Origin of the sequence: Sulfuricurvum sp., from assembly GCF_022759005.1 — a bacterium.
Lineage (GTDB): Bacteria > Campylobacterota > Campylobacteria > Campylobacterales > Sulfurimonadaceae > Sulfuricurvum.
Map to the genome: position 1 here is coordinate 26,274 of NZ_JAEMQA010000051.1, position 17,676 is coordinate 43,949.

The 17,676-nt window shown below is 44.5% G+C and carries 17 protein-coding genes and 1 tRNA gene; 3 read left to right on the plus strand and 15 right to left on the minus strand.

What is annotated here, in order from left to right; all coding sequences use genetic code 11:
- Together JHC35_RS03245 and gap are read right to left on the minus strand one after the other, a co-directional pair.
- Window positions 1-1,154, minus strand: a 1,154-nt coding sequence (locus tag JHC35_RS03245) for a phosphoglycerate kinase (RefSeq protein WP_295041947.1), incomplete at its 3' end; no start/stop codon positions are given.
- Window positions 1,155-1,251: 97 nt separating this feature from the next.
- Entirely contained in the window at window positions 1,252-2,256 is a 1,005-nt protein-coding gene (gene gap, locus JHC35_RS03250; protein WP_295041948.1) for a type I glyceraldehyde-3-phosphate dehydrogenase, read from the minus strand.
- A gap of 83 nt (window positions 2,257-2,339) precedes the next feature.
- On the opposite strand from gap, the gene nadD reads away from it, so the two are divergent.
- Both nadD and rsfS read left to right on the plus strand, forming a co-directional pair.
- On the plus strand, window positions 2,340-2,873 hold the full coding sequence (gene nadD, locus JHC35_RS03255; RefSeq protein ID WP_295041949.1) for a nicotinate (nicotinamide) nucleotide adenylyltransferase: 534 nt from the start codon (window positions 2,340-2,342) through the stop codon (window positions 2,871-2,873).
- Window positions 2,870-3,199 (plus strand): ribosome silencing factor, encoded by a 330-nt coding sequence (gene rsfS, locus JHC35_RS03260; RefSeq protein ID WP_295041950.1) that lies wholly within the window; start codon window positions 2,870-2,872, stop codon window positions 3,197-3,199. The genes nadD and rsfS overlap by 4 nt, the downstream gene beginning before the upstream one ends.
- Window positions 3,200-3,220: 21 nt before the next feature.
- Here the strand turns inward: rsfS and JHC35_RS03265 are convergent, their stop codons facing one another.
- From JHC35_RS03265 to mqnP, 5 genes are all read right to left on the minus strand, one after another.
- Window positions 3,221-4,768 carry a phosphoethanolamine transferase gene (locus JHC35_RS03265; protein ID WP_295041951.1) on the minus strand — a complete coding sequence of 516 codons (1,548 nt, stop codon included), beginning with the start codon at window positions 4,766-4,768 and terminating at the stop codon, window positions 3,221-3,223.
- A 59-nt stretch (window positions 4,769-4,827) separates the two neighbouring features.
- Window positions 4,828-4,904: transfer RNA gene (locus tag JHC35_RS03270), tRNA-Arg, on the minus strand.
- Between the two features lie 42 nt (window positions 4,905-4,946).
- Window positions 4,947-5,462 (minus strand): hypothetical protein, encoded by a 516-nt coding sequence (locus tag JHC35_RS03275; protein WP_295041952.1) that lies wholly within the window; start codon window positions 5,460-5,462, stop codon window positions 4,947-4,949.
- On the minus strand, window positions 5,459-5,980 hold the full coding sequence (locus tag JHC35_RS03280; protein ID WP_295041953.1) for a hypothetical protein: 522 nt from the start codon (window positions 5,978-5,980) through the stop codon (window positions 5,459-5,461). The genes JHC35_RS03275 and JHC35_RS03280 overlap by 4 nt, the downstream gene beginning before the upstream one ends.
- Window positions 5,968-6,837 (minus strand): menaquinone biosynthesis prenyltransferase MqnP, encoded by an 870-nt coding sequence (gene mqnP, locus JHC35_RS03285; RefSeq protein ID WP_295041954.1) that lies wholly within the window; start codon window positions 6,835-6,837, stop codon window positions 5,968-5,970. Before mqnP ends, JHC35_RS03280 begins: the two co-directional genes overlap by 13 nt.
- Before the next feature lie 99 nt (window positions 6,838-6,936).
- Here mqnP and miaA point away from each other — a divergent pair, with 99 nt between their 5' ends.
- The gene (miaA, locus tag JHC35_RS03290) at window positions 6,937-7,830 is read left to right on the plus strand and encodes a tRNA (adenosine(37)-N6)-dimethylallyltransferase MiaA (RefSeq protein WP_295041956.1); all 894 of its coding nucleotides are present in this window, start codon (window positions 6,937-6,939) and stop codon (window positions 7,828-7,830) included.
- Here miaA and JHC35_RS03295 read toward each other — a convergent pair.
- Genes JHC35_RS03295 through nuoH form a run of 8 tightly spaced genes read right to left on the minus strand, consistent with a single transcriptional unit; the run spans window position 7,822 to window position 17,674 of the window.
- On the minus strand, window positions 7,822-10,182 hold the full coding sequence (locus JHC35_RS03295) for a flagellar protein (RefSeq protein ID WP_295041958.1): 2,361 nt from the start codon (window positions 10,180-10,182) through the stop codon (window positions 7,822-7,824). The genes miaA and JHC35_RS03295 overlap by 9 nt on opposite strands.
- A 21-nt stretch (window positions 10,183-10,203) precedes the next feature.
- Window positions 10,204-11,709 (minus strand): NADH-quinone oxidoreductase subunit NuoN, encoded by a 1,506-nt coding sequence (nuoN, locus tag JHC35_RS03300; protein ID WP_295041960.1) that lies wholly within the window; start codon window positions 11,707-11,709, stop codon window positions 10,204-10,206.
- A complete protein-coding gene (locus JHC35_RS03305; RefSeq protein ID WP_295041962.1) occupies window positions 11,709-13,256 on the minus strand; it encodes an NADH-quinone oxidoreductase subunit M in 1,548 nt (515 codons plus the stop codon). Before JHC35_RS03305 ends, nuoN begins: the two co-directional genes overlap by 1 nt.
- Before the next feature lie 9 nt (window positions 13,257-13,265).
- Window positions 13,266-15,152, minus strand: coding sequence for an NADH-quinone oxidoreductase subunit L (gene nuoL / locus JHC35_RS03310; RefSeq protein ID WP_295041964.1), 1,887 nt, complete (start codon window positions 15,150-15,152; stop codon window positions 13,266-13,268).
- A gap of 3 nt (window positions 15,153-15,155) precedes the next feature.
- On the minus strand, window positions 15,156-15,461 hold the full coding sequence (gene nuoK / locus JHC35_RS03315; RefSeq protein WP_294916165.1) for an NADH-quinone oxidoreductase subunit NuoK: 306 nt from the start codon (window positions 15,459-15,461) through the stop codon (window positions 15,156-15,158).
- The gene (locus tag JHC35_RS03320; protein ID WP_295041967.1) at window positions 15,461-16,039 is read right to left on the minus strand and encodes an NADH-quinone oxidoreductase subunit J; all 579 of its coding nucleotides are present in this window, start codon (window positions 16,037-16,039) and stop codon (window positions 15,461-15,463) included. The genes nuoK and JHC35_RS03320 overlap by 1 nt, the downstream gene beginning before the upstream one ends.
- A 9-nt stretch (window positions 16,040-16,048) precedes the next feature.
- Entirely contained in the window at window positions 16,049-16,672 is a 624-nt protein-coding gene (nuoI, locus tag JHC35_RS03325; RefSeq protein WP_295041969.1) for an NADH-quinone oxidoreductase subunit NuoI, read from the minus strand.
- Window positions 16,673-16,684: 12 nt separating this feature from the next.
- A complete protein-coding gene (nuoH, locus tag JHC35_RS03330) occupies window positions 16,685-17,674 on the minus strand; it encodes an NADH-quinone oxidoreductase subunit NuoH (RefSeq protein WP_295041971.1) in 990 nt (329 codons plus the stop codon).
- Window positions 17,675-17,676 lie beyond the last annotated feature (2 nt).

Below are 17,676 nucleotides of genomic sequence, written 5' to 3' on the forward strand. Positions count from 1 at the left end.
CCTTCCAACAATTCCAACGATGCACCGCCTCCCGTTGAAATAAATGTCATCTCTTCATCCAAACCGATGCGTTGTACCAAATCAGCGGTATCGCCTCCTCCGACAACGGTCGTCGCGTATGAATCGGCAACAAAATGGGCAATTTTATTTGATCCGCGAGCAAAACGGTCCATCTCATAAACCCCCATCGGTCCGTTCCAAAGAATCGTTTGAACATCACTAAGCACCTGACGATACAAACGTACCGTCGCCGGTCCGATATCCAGTCCCATCCACCCTTGCGGAATTTCCTGAACACTGCACAAACGACTTGTTGCATCGGCAGCAAATTTTTCTGCGGCAACCACATCGACCGGAAGATAAAATTTCACCCCAAGTGTTTTAGCTTCTTCCATGATTTTGAGTGCTTCGCCCAACAAATCATCTTCCACCAACGAATTTCCGACATTGTGTCCTAATGCTTTGAGGAATGTAAACGCCATCCCGCCGCCGATCAAAATTTTATCCACTTTTGGCAAAAGGTTGATCAGTGCTTCGAGTTTTCCTGAAACTTTTGAACCGCCGACGATCGCCGCGAAGGGACGCACAGGACGTTCTAATAACGTGCCGAAAAATTGAATCTCTTTTTGGAGCAAAAACCCTGCGGCTTTATGTTTTTGGTCGAAGTGCGCGGTAATTCCTTCAACCGAAGCGTGGGCACGGTGGCTTACGCCAAATGCATCATTAATATAGATTTCTGCCATCGAAGCAAGTGCTTGGCTGAGTTCAGGGTCGTTTTTTGTCTCCCCTTTTTCGAAACGGAGATTTTCCAACAGTAAAATTTCACCCGCTTTGAGGTCGGATGCAAGTTTTTTTGCACTCTCTCCGACCACATCTTCGGCCATTAGAACATCTACTTTTAAGAGCTGATGCAGTCGTCGAGCAATCGGCGCCAAAGTATACTTTTCATCCGGTTCCCCTTTTGGACGCCCGAAGTGTGATGCCAAGATAATGGCACAATTTTGATCAAGACAATAATTGATCGTAGAAAGTGCGGAGCGGATACGGCGATCATCGGTAATATTGCCGTAATCGTCCATCGGAACATTAAAATCACAACGGATAAATACTTTTTTGCCTTGAATGTCACACTCTTTGATGTTCAATAATTCCATTTTTTCCTCTTACTGTAAGATTACTAATTCTATTTTCATTCCGTCATCCCCGCGAAGGCGGGGATCCAGCTAGATTCCCGCCTTCGCGGGAATGACTTTAGACTTTACTAATAAACAACGCCATTTCGATCAAACGGTTCGAATAACCCCATTCGTTATCGTACCATGCCATGATTTTAATCATGTTTCCGCCAATCACCTGAATCAAATCATCCGCCACTGTGGCACTGAACGATGATCCGACAAAGTCCTGCGAAACACGATAACGCTCATCGACTTCCAAAATTCCCGCCATGGCACCCGACGCATACGATTTGAAAAGGGCGCTGATCTCCTCTTTGGTCGTAGAGCGTTGGACCACAACGTTCAAATCAACCATCGAGACGTCCGGCGTCGGAACACGGACGCTTTGCCCGTGCAATTTTCCCTCCAAATTCGGCAATACGATACTAATCGCTTTTGCCGCGCCCGTTGTTGTCGGGATCATATTGAGTGCCGCCGCACGGGAACGGCGCATATCGGTTCCATGTGCCGAGTCGATGATCGCCTGCCCGTTTGTGTAGGCATGAACCGTCGTCATCAGCCCCTTTTCGATTCCGAACGTTTCATCGATAATCTTCGCGATCGGTCCCAAACAGTTCGTCGTGCACGATGCGTTGGAGATGATCGCCTCACCGTTGTAGAGGTGTTCGTTTACCCCCAACACGAACGTCGGGATCGCACTGTCCTGAGTCGGAGCGGACAAAATAACCTTTTTGACCCCTTTGTCCAAATGGTGGCGTGTCGATGCTCCGGTCAAAAACAGACCGCTGCACTCAAAAACGACATCTGCTCCCAAAGAACCGAAATCGAGATTTTGAGGATCTTTTTCACACAGGATCCGAACTTTGTTCTTACCGATCTGAAGATACCCCTCTTCTACGATCCGTACATCCGCTTTGAATGAACCGTGTACCGAATCATTTTGAAGCAAATAGACTATCATGTCAATCGACGCCATATCATTGATAGCGATCAATTCCACATCCTCACGCATCGCGATCAATCGGGTAACACATCGCCCGATCCGACCAAATCCGTTCAATGCAATCTTCAATGCCATCATCTAATCCTAAACCGACATAATATAGGGGGTGATTTTACCAAAAATCAGTTATAATTTCGATTAAAATAAAGTTGAGGCTTATGAAGCTTGCACTCTATGGCGGAAGTTTTGATCCGCCCCATGCCGGTCACGTTGCCGTCGTTACCAAAGCATTAGATGTTTTGGACATCGATAAGCTGATTATTGTCCCCGCATGGCGCAATCCCTTCAAATCCTCCGTTATCGCCGACGGAGCGATTCGATACGACTGGCTCAAAACCATTTTTGCCTCTTTTGAGAAAGTAGGGATCAGTGATTTTGAGATCACTCAGAATCGGAGTGTTTTTACGATCGAAACAGTAGAGCATTTCGCTCCGACATTTGATAAGATTTATCTCATCATCGGCGCCGATAATCTTGAGAGTTTACACCGATGGCACCGTTATGAAGAATTAAAACGACGAGTCACATGGGTCGTTGCATCACGAGACGGGATAGCGATTCCGGAGGGGATGATCCATCTATCGGTAGAGGTCCCGATCTGTTCGAGTGACATTCGCCGTACTCTGACTTCGCTCGGGCTGGAGAGTGAGCTCGAATCCAAAATATTAACCTATTACAAGGAAAACCTGTGAATTCACGCATTGAAAAAATTAGCGCTATTCTCGACCAGAATAAAGCCGAAGCGATCGAAGTATTTGATCTCAAAGAGGGTGATTATTTCGCCGATTACGTCATTATCGCCTCTTCATTGGGAGAGCGTCATACACTGGCACTCCTCGATCACCTCAAAAAAGGGTTAAAACCCGAAGAACAATTCCTCTATGTTGATGAGAGCGGTGACTGGGTCGCTATCGATTTGGGCGATATCCTGATCCATATCCTCACTCCGCAATACCGTGCCAAATACGATTTGGAAAGCTTTTTGGGTGAAATTGCCGCACGCAAAAATAAAGCGTAACGGATTTTTATCCTCTCTACGCTAATTAAACATCTCTAACTTCTCGAAATCAACGATATTAGCAGGCTCAACCGCCATTACATCATGGGAATACGAAAGATTTTTATGATTGGAAATACCGCTAACGTATCGAATCATTGAGCTCAAATTTTCCAGATTGAAATACCCTTTTTTATTGTCTTTGGAGAGTTCATCCAATCGTCGATTTTTCACGTTGGTGTAGATGACAAAGGGGACCATGTATTCGTCTTTATACGGCGGTAAAAATCCATGCCCGTTATTTTCGAGATTGATGTTTTCACCATGATCGGAAAGATAGACCAAAAGTAGTTTTTTGCCTTTGAAATGGTCAAAAATTCGGCTTACGACATAGTCGGTATAGTAGATCGTATTGTCATACTCTTCGACTACATTTTTCGCCGGATTAAAGAGTGCCGTTTGTTTGTTGTAGCGATTGACATAATCCGAATGAGATCCCATTAGGTGCAATAAGTACATCTCTTTTTTTGAATTGAGCGGTTGTTTCTCCAAATATTCCAGCAAAACCTCATCAAGTGAGGCATCGAGATAATTGAGATTCGCAAAAAAAGTGCCGTTGGCTTCTGATGCCATCGAAGTAATCGTCGAATCATTTTTCCCTGCACGCCCTTGATTCGAAATCCAATACGTATCGTATCCGTTGGCTTTGAAATGGGTCAGTAGCGATCCCGAATGGATATAACGGTTTTCATAATAATGGACGTTTGCTTCGGTCAAATCGATCGGGATCGAATATCGGGTTTGATTGGTCGGAGCGATCGCGTTAAAAAGATAGAAATTTTTTGAACCTTGCAATGAGCTCATAAACGGTGTTGTGGGAGAGCTATACCCATAAATCGCCATGTGATTTTTATTGACACTCTCTCCCATGATGATTATGATCTTATCGTAAAGCTGATTTTTCGCATTTGCTTTTGGGATAACCAAATGAGCGATAAACTCTGCTCTGGTTTTTAAGATGTGATCGATTTTCTCTTTGTCCTCGATGACGGTACAGATTTCACACGGAACACTGAACGGCTCAAACTCCCTCAAGGGATTGATAAATAACGTCACGCTCAAAAGGATCAAAATAAAAACGCCTGCTCCGATCATCCTAAAAACTTTATATGAATGGGTGAAATGTCTCAAAAATTTGAACAAGAGAAACAGCACGAAGAAGGTAAAAACCCCTAATGCATAATCTCGGTAATCGACGTAATGGCTCAAATACTCTTTTGTTTCGTAGACCGGCGATAAAAAAGCGACTTCGATACGGGGCTTGATATCCGCCAATGCGTATCCCCAATGCAGTGCAATATGCCCGATCACTATATTGCTAAGATTGATGAAGATGATAAAAATTGAAAACAGTATCTTGCTGAATTTCGGTATGACAATGAGCAAAACAAGGGTTATCGACAAAAACAGCGAATGGGTCGGATTGGGAGAGAAGATCAACTGAGGAAGCATCGTCAAAATTGAGATAAGTGTACCGAAGTAAAAATAGGATTTATTGGTATGAAACTCTATTTGGATATTTTTTTTCACGTGTCACTTTTTAATGTCGAAAGATTAGAATTAAGAACTTAAAGGTGAATGAAAGAAGATGGTGCGCCCGAAGGAATTCGAATCCCTGACCGCCGGTACCGCAAACCGGTGCTCTATCCAGCTGAGCTACGGACGCATCTTTTAATGAGAACGAAATTATATCCTATAAAGCTTATAATTATCTGAGTTGGTTGATTTTTAAAACAAATTCTACTTCAGCTTTCGATAAACGGAGCTCTTTGGCGATGGTATCGATATCAACACCCTGATTGTAGCGGCTAATCACTTTTTCATCATCCATACCGCTAATCGATGTCGGAAGAGAGAGATTGCGAATGCGCTCTTCAAGATAGCGGAGACGATTTTCGGTTTTCTCTTTGTATACACCGAATGTCTCTTCGATGGTTGTGAGCGACTCCAAGATTGGAACCGAGAGTTCGTTGACCTCACGCCCGAGTTCGGCATGGAGCGAATTTTGTTCACGGGGAACACTCTCTTGAAGCGATGTTACAATCTCCAACTCTTGCTTGAGCCGTTTATCCATCGCAAACAGTTCACGGTGCAGATCATCCACCGCTTTTGCGATTGAACGGATCTGAGAGGAGACTTCCCCCTCTTTGGTGACGATATAGTAGATAAGTCCTACAACTACTACCGTCAGCACAACAAGTGCTATTTCGATTGAATGATTCATTCAAGCCCTTTTAATTGGCGAATCATAATCCGTTCGCACGCCACCATAAAATAGCCCCATGCCTCTTTGTCCCGTACATGAATTTTCTCAATTTTAGCCAGAGTGGGTTCGATTGCTTCAAAATAAAAAGCGATCTCCCGTTTTGGAAAAGTAGGAATTTCAACACGCCCATAGTAGCGTTTTCCAACTTCCAATACCTCTGATGTGAGCTTGAAGTGTTCCAGTCCGATACTCTCGATCAATCCAGTCGATGCAAGAGCAAGTCGCTTCAAATTCCCATGAACAAGCAGGTGTTCGATCTTGTCCATCTTTCGATAGAGTTCAGCGAGGATATTGAGAATAAGGATGCTGGTTTCATCCGCTTCACCGCGCATTTTGGCATGCTTAATCCCCTGCGTGATCGAATTTTCTTCCGATTCGCCAATAACATTAAATTCCCGCTCAAACGTATCCGTATTTTCCCCTAACTCTTCGTATGCCAAATCGAGTGTCGAGGGAACCAATCTTATATTGTCCATATTAGTACCTTATCTAAAATAATCAAACCAAGAAATACAAATCCCAAATATCCGTTTACGGTAAAAAAGGCCCGATCGATTTTTGTAAAATCTTTACGAACCAGATAGTGTTCATACGTCAGCATCCCTGCGGCAAAAATAACCGCTAATTCACCAAATGAGCCTAGCGCTGCCACATACACGAACCCCCCCCAAAAGAGAACGCTCACGATATGGAAAAATGCCGATATTTTGAGTGTCGCCGAACTACCGAATCGCGAGGGGATAGAGTGCAAACCGTTGCTCTTGTCAAACTCCATATCCTGCAGCGAATAGAGCAAATCAAACCCTGCAACCCAAAAAACAACGCCAATGCTCAGCAGCACCGACCATAAAGGGGTATTCCCCAATACCGCAATCGCTCCCGCCATCGGTGCGAGTCCGAGTGAAATCCCAAGGACGATATGGGCCATCGAACTAAATCGCTTGAAATACGAGTAGCTGAGCAACACCATCAAAACCGGAAAACTCAGATAAAACGCTGTCTCATTGACAAAATAGGCAACTGCCATAAAAACAAGGGCATTGACCGTCGTAAAAATCGCAATGGACGCTCCGTCCAAACGGCCATCAACACTTGGACGATTCGCAGTTCGCGGATTTTTTGCATCAAACACACGGTCAACGTAACGGTTAAACCCCATAGCCGCATTTCGGGCACTCATTGCAGCCAATGTACCTAGGATAAGCAATTTAAACCCAAACCATCCGTTCGCGGCGACGATCATTGCTATAAAGATAAACGGCAGAGAAAAGACGCTGTGTTGAAACATCACGAGCTCGTTAAAATCCTGTAACCTTTTTCTCAACCGTTTCACACGTTTCCTTATCAATCAAATGACTTTTATTTTATCGTAAAAACTCTTTAAGGGTGCCTTATCAAAACGGATCCCCTCCCATGCGGTATAATGTCAACCATGAAACAATTAGCAATTATCGGCTCCACGGCATCGGGAAAAAGCGATTTGGCACTTTCTTTGGCACGAGAATGCAACGCTGAGATTTTGTCGATTGATTCACTAAGCATCTACAAAGAGATCGATATTGCCTCGGCAAAACCCTCCAAAAACGAACTGAATCTCATCCGGCACTTCGGCATTGATCGACTCTCACCGGATGAAACCGCAAGCGTATTTACCTTTATCGATGAATACCGCCGAATAGAGGAACACGCCTTATTTGCAGGTAAAAATATTATCATTGTAGGGGGGAGCAGCTTTTATCTCAAAAGCATGCTCGATGGGCTCTCCAAAATTCCGGAATACTCTGCAAAAACACTTCTGAGCGCCAAAGAGATGTTGGGTAATTTGGAAGAATGTTATCGATTGCTCAGCAGTGTCGATCCTCACAGCATGGAGAAAATTGCTCCGAATGATCGTTACCGAATCGAAAAACTGCTACTGATTTATCTCGAATCTTCCATTCCCCCTTCAAAATGGTTTCAAGATCATCCCCCAGTGCCGATCATCAATGAATGTCCGGTGCTGAATTTACACATTGAACGCGATACCTTGAAAGAACGGATTAGTTTGCGAACACAAAAGATGTTCTCCATGGGGCTAATCGACGAAGTCGCGGAACTGGAGCGTCTTTACGGCAGAGCTCCAAACAGCATGAAAGCAATCGGCATTATCGAAGTGTTGGAATATTTAGACGGAAAAATTACCAAAGAAACATTGCAAGAGCTGATTACAACCCATACTGCGCAATTGGCCAAGCGCCAGCAAACATTCAACGCGCATCAATTCGCCCTCGATGCGAGCGGTAGCAGTGCTGAACTCTACACAAGAGCCAAAAAGCTCTTACAATAGAGCCAAAGCATCTTTGGCCAATTTTCCCCATGCCGAAGCAGGATCAGCCTTGATACTCGCATTAAATGCATCTCTGGCCTCTCGCTTGTGACCTAGACGCTGTTCGATCGCTCCGATCAAATATTGCTGACGAGAACGTTTTTCATTACTCAATTTTTGTTTATTCAATGTTTTTAGTGTATTGAGGGCATCGGTATCTTTGCCTAAATTTTGATACGACTGTGCCAACGTAAATTCAATAAACGGACTTTGGGTATACGTTTTCGTTCTCTCTTGCAATGCCATGACTTTTCGTCCGTAGGTTTGTGTCATCGCTTCATCTTTGCGTTTAAGTCCCAAACTCACCATTTGGTTGTAGCGTTCGATATCTTTGAAATCGTTCGGAAATGCCGATTCGACCGCTTTGATGTTTCGAATCATCGCATCGCTATCGCCAACCCGTTGTGCTGTATCAAACATGATACGGTAAATATCATTCAGCGGCGGATTTTTTTCAACACCGAGTAGGGTAATAAGTTCATTTCCCCCTTTGATCGCATCTTTGTATTCGCCCAATTCAAACTGTGTTTTGACCAAACGATACAGCCAAAGTTCCCGTTCAGCAACCGAAGGGGCCTTGAGATGACGTTGCGCGATCGTTTTTGCCGCAGGAAACTGCGTCGTTTTCAGTGCGCAGTTGAACAATGACTCATCCCATTCGAGAAGCAATTTGACTTTGTACATTTTTTGGAGCTTCATCGCTTCGACACATTTTCCCTGCTGGAGGTAATTTTTCGTCAAACCGATCGCACTCTTTGTGATGATTGACGTTGTTTCAGGGAATTCGGCTGAGTCAAGTCGATAGAGATCGCTCTCAATATCTAAAATGGCTTTATAGTTTTTCTCTGCAAGCAAAAGTTGTGCTTTCTTATAGAGTGCTTTTTTTCCTACCGCGTCATTGCCGTAACGTTCGATCAGATCATCGTATTTTTTGATCAATTTGGTCGTATTCTTATCCCCATCATCAAAAAATAATCCGTCTTTTGCATGACGTATCTCTTCGGCATATTCACCGTATTTGAATTGCTCAAGATATTCATTGAACCGTTTTAACGCTTCATTTCGTTTTCCCGCTTTAGCGAGCTGAAGACCAAGATTTCGAAGCAGCAGTTGATAATCATCTAATTTTTTATCGGTTTTGTTTAACAATGCTTCAGTTATCCGTGCTGCCGTCTTCGGAGCATCCCGATCGAAAAAGGTTTCTGCCATGGTCATTGCTTCACTTCGCACTTCGCTAAAATAACCCGGATTGGCACTTGCGATTTTATCGACGTATTCGGAGGCCTTTTTAAGATCGCCATTGCTTGAGAGCTCTAGTTGAGCAAGATTGAAAGCCGCTTTCGATGCGATTGCAACATCCGAAGTCGTGGTCAATGCCCGCTCATAAAAGTTTCTGGCTTTTTTCAGATCACCCGTTGTTTCGGATTGCTCCGCTTTGTAAACCATGCCGAGCGGTGCAAACGGACTCTCTTCATGTTCATCGAACAGTCGATCGAAATAGTAGTCGGCATCGTTGACTTGTCCCAGTTTGCTATAGGCATTCGCCGTATAGGCAAGCACCTCTGCAACATTGGAATCACCCGAGTATTCGCGCATAAACTTTTTCGATGCGGCAAGCAATTTCTCAAACTCTCCAAGCTGATGGTAGGCACGAATCTGATACAGCATCAACTCGTTTTTAAAGACAGTATTGGGATACTCTTTGAGTGTATCATTCACTTTTTCAAGAACGGTATCGTATTTTTTAGCCACGTACGCTTTTTTCATGTCCATATAATCGGTGACATCTTGAACACGGCTGATCTTGATTGGGTTGCCTTTGAGGTCAAGCCCACCGACATAAGGGGGAGAATTTTTGGCTACCTTGATCGGGAAATTGATCGCATTTGGAGATACGGACCCTTTATCCACAAGAGGGAGAGTCCTTTTATACCCGACAACACTCCAATGAGTCGCATTTTTCACATCATTTTGATAGGTCTGAGCTTCTTTAGTAAGATCGAAATTGATCGGCATCAATTTCATTTTTGCCTTCGGAAGGAGAGTAATGACATACCCTTTTGCGGAAGATGCGGCAGAAATTTTTAGAAGTTCATTGTCAATCGGGGAAAAACTGTGTTTTGGAGCACGAGAGAAACGGCAATCTATCCGCCGTGTTTCACCAAATTCATCGACGCTCGATTCACAAGCAAAAGGGGTAGAGTCTCTTAGATGAAATACACTGTATTTTTCTCCCCCCTCTTTACCGCTTTGGATCGAGAGTTCTAGCGCAAAAAGGGGAAGAGACAGGGAGAGTAAGATCCAATATCGCAATACTTCCCCCTACTGTTCCTTTTAATAGCCGCTATTATACACGAACAGCGTAATAACTTTCAACAACGGATTTACGGCGAAAACGGCAAAAATGGTTCCGACAGCCGCAATCCCGATGATCGTTTTGAGTGATAACGACGCATTCATGAAATAAAATTGGTTGTATCCGACCATCGGCTCTTTCATGAACATAAATACGATCAATTTGAGGTAATAGTACCCTGCGATTGCCGAGTTCAATGCCATAATCAATGCCAATACGGTATAGCCCGATGTGACGGCTGATCCGATCATGTACATTTTACCCCAGAACAGACCGAACGGCGGGATCCCTGCGAGAGAGAGCATAAAGAGACCCATCATCACCGCTCCCATCGGCATCGTTTTAACCATACCTGAGAATTTCTCATACGGATGGTCTGAACTTTGCCCCGGAAGAAGGTTCTTTTGACGGTTTACCCATATCATAGTAAACGCTCCGAGATTGGTAAAGCTAAACAATGCCCAGTACAAAAAGAGTCCTGTATTCGATTGTGTTGTACCGATAAGCACTGCCGCCATAACGAATCCGGCATGGCTGATCGAACTGTACGCCAACATCCGTTTAACGTCGCTTTGCACCAACGCCCATATGTTTGAAGCCGTCATTGTCACAACGACACCGATATACAAAATCACTTGAAGCCATGCGACACCGCTGTGTACCAAGAACTCAAACAAACGCATCGCAACGACAAACGCCGCGATTTTCGGAACGATAGACATATATCCCGCCAACGCTGCAGATGAGCCTTCATACACATCCGGTGTCCACGTGTGAAACGGAACCATCGAGAGTTTGAATCCGAATGCCGCAATCATAAACGCCATAGATAACAGGACATACCCGATATTGCTGTAGTGATCTTCGGCCAAAATCGTTGCGATTTGGTTCATCTCTACTGAACCGCTGATCGCATACAAGATCATCGACCCGAACGCATAAAAACCGGCTGCCAAAGCACCCATCGTGAAGTATTTGACTGCCGCTTCAAACGATTTTGAACGGTTGTGCAACGCGATTAGTGTGTACAAAGCCAATGATGCCGTCTCAAGACCGATGAAAATCATAATCAGATTGTCGGTTGCGACCATAAACTGAAAACCTGCGATCATGAACAAGAATAGGGCGAAATATTCCGGATAATCGTATTCATGGAACCGTTTTGAAGTGAGCGCCAAAGGGATAAAGAGCATCGAACCCGCAACGATGATAATCTGAGACATAATCGCGATTCCGTCCATCAACATCACATCAAAGAATCCTAAGATGGTTCCGTTTTTGAGGAAAAGACCTCCGAAATCAACCAATGCGCCCAAATCCAGCAACAGAAATAGCAACGCTATCATGACGTAGAGTGATTTGTGCAATCCCCCCTTTGCCAGATCAATAATCAAAATTGACAAGGCACCGACAACTGCGATGAGCATCGGAGCCAGTGTCGCTATGTTCAGCGACCCTAATGCAACATGAATCGGCTCTAACATTAGTACGCCTCCTGCATAGTATTTGTTCCGTTTTTACCTGAGAGATCAGGAATACGGACTTTTGCTTCTGCACTTTGTGCTTTGTCATGCATTAGCTGAATAACCGATTCAACGCTGTTGTTGATAGGCTCTAGTATCGGTTTTGGATAGACACCGAGCCATATAGCGACGATTGTCAACGGAATCAATCCAACGAGTTCGGTTTTATTGATATCTTTGAGCTTTTTGTTCTCTTCATTGGTTACATTACCGAAAAATGCTTTTTTATACGCGCTAAGCATATAGATTGCGCCCACGATAATTGCCGTACCCGCAGTCAATGTCAACATGTGCGACTGTTTGTAAAACCCGAGTAAACTCAAGAATTCCCCGACAAAATTAATCGTAAGCGGCAAACCTACGGATGCCATCATCATAATTCCGAAAATTGTCGCATAGCGTGGCATTACCGAAGCAAGTCCTCCGAATTCAGACATCAATTTTGTATGACGGCGATCATAAATTACGCCGACAAGCAAGAACAGAGCACCCGAAACGACACCGTGTGCCAGCATCAAGAAGACCGAACCGCTTACCCCTTCGACGTTCAATGCGAATGTTCCGAGGATAATAACCCCCATATGGGAGATCGAGCTGTACGCAACAACTTGTTTAATATCTTCTTGCGCATACGCCACCATAGCGGTGTAAATGATCATGATAATCGCGATGACTGCAATCGGGATCATAAAGAAAACGGACGCATCCGGAAACAGCGGCAATGAAAAACGGACAAACGCATAGGTTCCCATTTTGAGCAAAATCGCTGCCAAGATTACCGAACCGATGGTCGGTGCTTGACCGTGTGCGTACGGAAGCCATGTATGGAACGGGAACATCGGAACTTTGATCGCAAATCCCAAGAAAAATGCAACAAAGAGCCATAGTTGGAAATTTTCCGGCAATATCAAGCGATACCACTCAAGAATAGCGAAACTCCATTGACCTGTCGCTTGGTAATAAAAATATGCCATAAAGAGCATACCGACGAGCATTACCAGTGATCCCGTAAAGGTATACAAGAAAAATTTAACCGATGCATAAATACGAAGCGGTCCACCCCATGCACCGATGATATAAAGCATCGGTACCAATGAAAATTCCCAAAACACATAGAACACAATTGCATCCAATGCCGCGAACACACCTACCATCGTCATTTCAAGGAAAAGCAACGTGATAATCAAATCTTTGATACGTCGTTTTTCCGTCAATGACGCTATCCCGATCAACGTAAAGAACGTAGAAAGGATAATGATAAAGAGCGAAATACCGTCAACCCCAAGCAGATAATTAATTCCGAATGCCGGAATAAGCGGAGCCGCTTCCATAAACTGCATCCCTGAAACCATCGGATCGTACGCATACCACAACCACAATGAGAGTAAAAACTCGATCCCCGCAACCGCAATACCATAAGCACGTATGCTGTCTTTGGTGACAACGAACCCGAGCATTGCCGCCAATGCCGGGAAGAAAATTAAAAGTGTTAAAATATGATCTATCATCATTACTCCTTAAGCGCCAACAACGTTGTATCCAACGGTAAAGGCAACGGCAAGAATCGACAATACCACCAAACCGACAACCATCCAGCGAAGCATCGTTGAAAGGTTCCCGTTTTGGATGTCACGCGTATTCTCTCCCGTTTTGTAAATTCCGTTTGCAATGGCATCAACAGTCGCATCAACGATTTTAAGGTCGATTTGTTTCCATGCAATGCGTGAAAGTTCCGCGTACGGTTTTGCAAAAATTTCTTCATACATTTTAGGAATATAGTATTGATTCCACAACAATTTATAGAAGAAACTTTTCTCCATTGCCGAAGAACCATCGGGTACACTGCTCCAATTGCTGTATTTTTTATACGCAAACAAAATTGCCGCAATAACAAACAGCTGTGTTCCGATCGTCATAATCCAAAAGGTTGTGTGATCATGTACGTGATACTGTGTTGCAGGAAGCAAATTCATCACCAATTGGAAATAGGTCATTTTAAATGATCCCGCAATGATCGCCAAAACAAGCAACGGTGACATCGCTACAAGCATAAATTTATACGCTTCATGCGGATGGATACCGAACAGTTTGTAACGCTCTTCTCCGTGGAAGATCAACGCAACAAGACGGAATGAATAAAACGCTGTCAATCCTGCCGTCAATAGCAACACGGTATAGATAACATAGTGGTGTTCGACAAATCCGACTTCCAAAATCAAATCTTTTGAGAAGAATCCGGCAAACGGATAGATCCCAGCCAATGCAACCGACGCAAGGGTCATCATAACGAATGTCCCTTTCATCACTTTGCGCAATCCCCCCATTTTGAACGGGTCTAGTTCATCGTGCATTGCGTGCATGACGTTACCTGCACCCAAGAATAAGAGTGCTTTGAAGAACGCGTGCGCCATAAGGTGGAACAATGCAACCCAATAGGCACCCAATCCTGCCGCTACGAACATGTATCCGAGTTGTGACAACGTAGAGTAAGCGATGATCCGTTTCATATCACGGTTAACAAGTGCCATCGAAGCCGCAAAAAGGGCTACAAATGCACCGAGGCTCGCGATGAAGATCCCGACATTCGGAATCAAATCATAAATCGGATTTGCACGAACGACGAGATAAACCCCTGCGGTAACCATCGTCGCGGCATGGATCAATGCCGAAACCGGAGTTGGACCCTCCATCGCATCGGCAAGCCATGTATGAAGCGGGAATTGAGCCGATTTACCCATCGCACCGATAAAGAGGAAAATACCGATCCAAGTAATGATCACGGGCTGAAGGTTTCCGATCTCAGAAAATACCACGTCGTATTGAAGTGATCCGACATTCCAATAAACCAAGAAAATACCGATCAGCATCCCAAGGTCGGCGATACGGTTCATAATGAACGCTTCGTTTGCCGCCCAAGTGGCTGACTCTTTGTGATACCAGAATCCGATAAGACCCCATGAACACAAACCGACCCCTTCCCATCCGATGAAAAGTCCGGCGAAGTTATCGCTCATAACCAAAACCATCATCGAGAATACGAACGCTGAGAGCCATGCAAAAAAGCGGTTAAACCCTTTATCATGGTCCATGTATCCGATGGAATAAACATGAACAACCGTAGAGACGATGGTTACAACCATCATCATCACGACGCTCACTTGATCCACGACAAATCCGAACGGGATATACAGATCTCCCGTCGCTATCCACGTCATCATCTCCGTATGAACGGTATGACCGCCCATCACATATGTGAGCAAAATCGTACTGCTCACAAATGAGGTAAACAATAGCCCTGATGCGATGATCCCTACCTGTTGCGACTTAGGCGATCTAGCAAAAAGAGATGAATAAAGCGACCCTACCAGCGGAGCAAACAGCGCAATATATAAGTAAAGTTCCATACCCTATCCTCGCATTGAATTCATTTGATCGAGATCGATCTTACCGGTACGTTTGTACCATACGATGAGAAGCCCAAGTCCGATCGCCACTTCTGAAGCTGCAATCGCGATAATAAAAAAGGCAAACATTTGGCCGCTCAAATCACCGATATAATGAGAAATTGCAGCAAAAGCAATGTTTGTTGCGTTCAATAAAATTTCGGTTGCGAAAAAGAGCATCAAAAGGTTTTTACGGCGCATAACCCCGATCAAACCGATTACGAATAATACACTTGCTAATACAAGATAATGTGTCAATGTGATTGCCATCAGTGTCCCCCTGCTTCCGGTTCAAAACCTTCATCCAAACCGCCGATCTCTTCTTCTTTCATCAGGGTCAATGATTTGTCCATTTTCTTACCGGCCAATACGATTCCTCCGATCATGGCAACAAGCAACATAACGGCTGCCAATTCAAACGGGACTAAATATTTGGTAAACAAAACCATACCGACCGCTTGTGAATTTCCAATATTTTCCTGGATAGGGTAAAGTGCTTGAATGTTATTAGAGACAATCGGAGCTACGAAAATCGTCACGACCATAACCGCTGCCAATACACCCAAAACAAAAACAATTTGAGGATTCGTCCCTTTTTCAACAACATTTCGTGTGGTATCGAAAAACATCATCCCAAACGCATACAATGCCATCACCGCACCGGTGTAAACAATAATTTGAATAACACCCAAAAAGTCGGCACCCAAAAGAAAGAAAAATGCCGAGATAAAAATCATCCCTGCCGCCATCGCGGTAAGTGCGTATAGCGCTTGACTCGTCATAACCGTGATGGTGAACATCACAATGGTGAGAGCCGCAAACAGATAAAAAGCAATTGCTTCAAACATTCCTACTCCTTAATACGCCAACGGGGTCTTTTTGACCGACGCGTCGCTTCCTGGGATAATGGCACCGAAGCCTGGATACTCTGCTTGTTCACCTGCTTTGAGCATATCAAGCGGTGTGAGCATATCGTCTTTAATCACGAAATGGGCACGTTGTTCCGAAGCGTTTTCATAGCGTTGTCCATGAACAATCGCAAGTTCCGGACACACTTCCGCACAGTAACCGCAGAAAATACAACGTCCCAAATTGATGCTGTATTCGGTTACCTCCTTGCGGCTGTTCTCATCGATACGGGTGTCCATACGGATACAATCAGAGATACAGATTTTTTCACACAATCCGCATCCGATACAACGCTCATACCCAGATTCCCACAAACGCAAAAGTTTATGAACCGCACGGTAACGCGGTCCGATAGGGAGTTTTTCGAGCGGGTATTGCACTGTATGGATATCGAATTTGATCATCTCGCGCAATACAACCCAAAGCCCTACGAAAAGCTCACCGCTAAATGTACGCTTTACGACTTGTTTAAACTTATCCCATCCTGTGGTTGGATAATTTTCAATATCGACGTAATAATACGCCGATGATTCGCTTACATTGCGATCTGTAAATACTTCTTCATGATGCATAATCCAACCTCCTTAGAACATCATCACGATACCGGTGCCAACAACGTTGAGCACCGCGATCGGCATTAAAACTTTCCAACACAACCACATCAACTGGTCAGGTCGAATATCCGGCCAAGCAGCACGTGTCCAAAGGAAAAAGAAAAAGAAAAACGACACTTTCAACAAGAGCTGAATTGCACCCGCAATCGTACCGTCCCCGAAACCGCCCAAGAAGACGATTGAAATAACAAACGAGATAAAGAACATATTCGCATATTCACCGATGAAGAACATCCCCCAACGCATACCCGAATACTCCGTACCGAAACCGTCAATAATCTCATGGTCGTTTGCAACAAGGTGAAACGGCGTACGACCTGTTTCCGCAAATGCCGCGATCCAAAACAATACAAACGCAACCGGCTGTGACCATACGATCCAGTGAGTGATTCCTCCGGCTTGGTAGTTGTTGATGTCGATTAACGACAATGAACCCACCATCATCAGCGGAGCCAACAACGCAAGGCCGGTGATCACTTCATACGAAATGAAAATCGCCGCACTACGTGCTGCAGAGATCAACGACCATTTATTCGCTGATGCCATACCCCCAAGAAGCGGACCGTAAAGCCCGATTGCCATAATCGCGAGTACATATAAAATACCGACATTGATATCCGCTACGATCGGATGCACTGTGTATCCGAATACCGTAAACTGCGGCCAAAACGGAATCGCCGCAGACGCCATAAACGCTGTCGCAGCGGTAATAATCGGTGCAATTTTAAAAATCGGTTTGACAACGTTTTGCGGGATAATATCCTCTTTGGTAAAGAGTTTGATCCCGTCCGCCGCGACTTGAAGCAATCCAAACGGACCTACGTGCATTGGCCCAAGACGGCGTTGCATGAACGCCAGTACTTTACGCTCGAAATAGGTCCCAAGACCCGCAAGCGCTGAGAAGATTAACAAGATGACAACGATTTTTGCAATCGTCTCAATAATGAATGCTACATCCATGC

Coding starts and splice junctions, on each gene's coding strand:
- nuoN (WP_295041960.1), bottom strand. CDS start 11,709: ATGTTAGAGCCGATTCATGTTGCATTAGGGTCGCTGAACATAGCGACA.
- nadD (WP_295041949.1), top strand. CDS start 2,340: ATGAAGCTTGCACTCTATGGCGGAAGTTTTGATCCGCCCCATGCCGGT.
- JHC35_RS03305 (WP_295041962.1), bottom strand. CDS start 13,256: ATGATAGATCATATTTTAACACTTTTAATTTTCTTCCCGGCATTGGCG.
- nuoK (WP_294916165.1), bottom strand. CDS start 15,461: ATGGCAATCACATTGACACATTATCTTGTATTAGCAAGTGTATTATTC.
- miaA (WP_295041956.1), top strand. CDS start 6,937: ATGAAACAATTAGCAATTATCGGCTCCACGGCATCGGGAAAAAGCGAT.
- JHC35_RS03275 (WP_295041952.1), bottom strand. CDS start 5,462: ATGAATCATTCAATCGAAATAGCACTTGTTGTGCTGACGGTAGTAGTT.
- JHC35_RS03280 (WP_295041953.1), bottom strand. CDS start 5,980: ATGGACAATATAAGATTGGTTCCCTCGACACTCGATTTGGCATACGAA.
- nuoH (WP_295041971.1), bottom strand. CDS start 17,674: ATGGATGTAGCATTCATTATTGAGACGATTGCAAAAATCGTTGTCATC.
- nuoL (WP_295041964.1), bottom strand. CDS start 15,152: ATGGAACTTTACTTATATATTGCGCTGTTTGCTCCGCTGGTAGGGTCG.
- nuoI (WP_295041969.1), bottom strand. CDS start 16,672: ATGCATCATGAAGAAGTATTTACAGATCGCAATGTAAGCGAATCATCG.
- gap (WP_295041948.1), bottom strand. CDS start 2,256: ATGGCATTGAAGATTGCATTGAACGGATTTGGTCGGATCGGGCGATGT.
- JHC35_RS03320 (WP_295041967.1), bottom strand. CDS start 16,039: ATGTTTGAAGCAATTGCTTTTTATCTGTTTGCGGCTCTCACCATTGTG.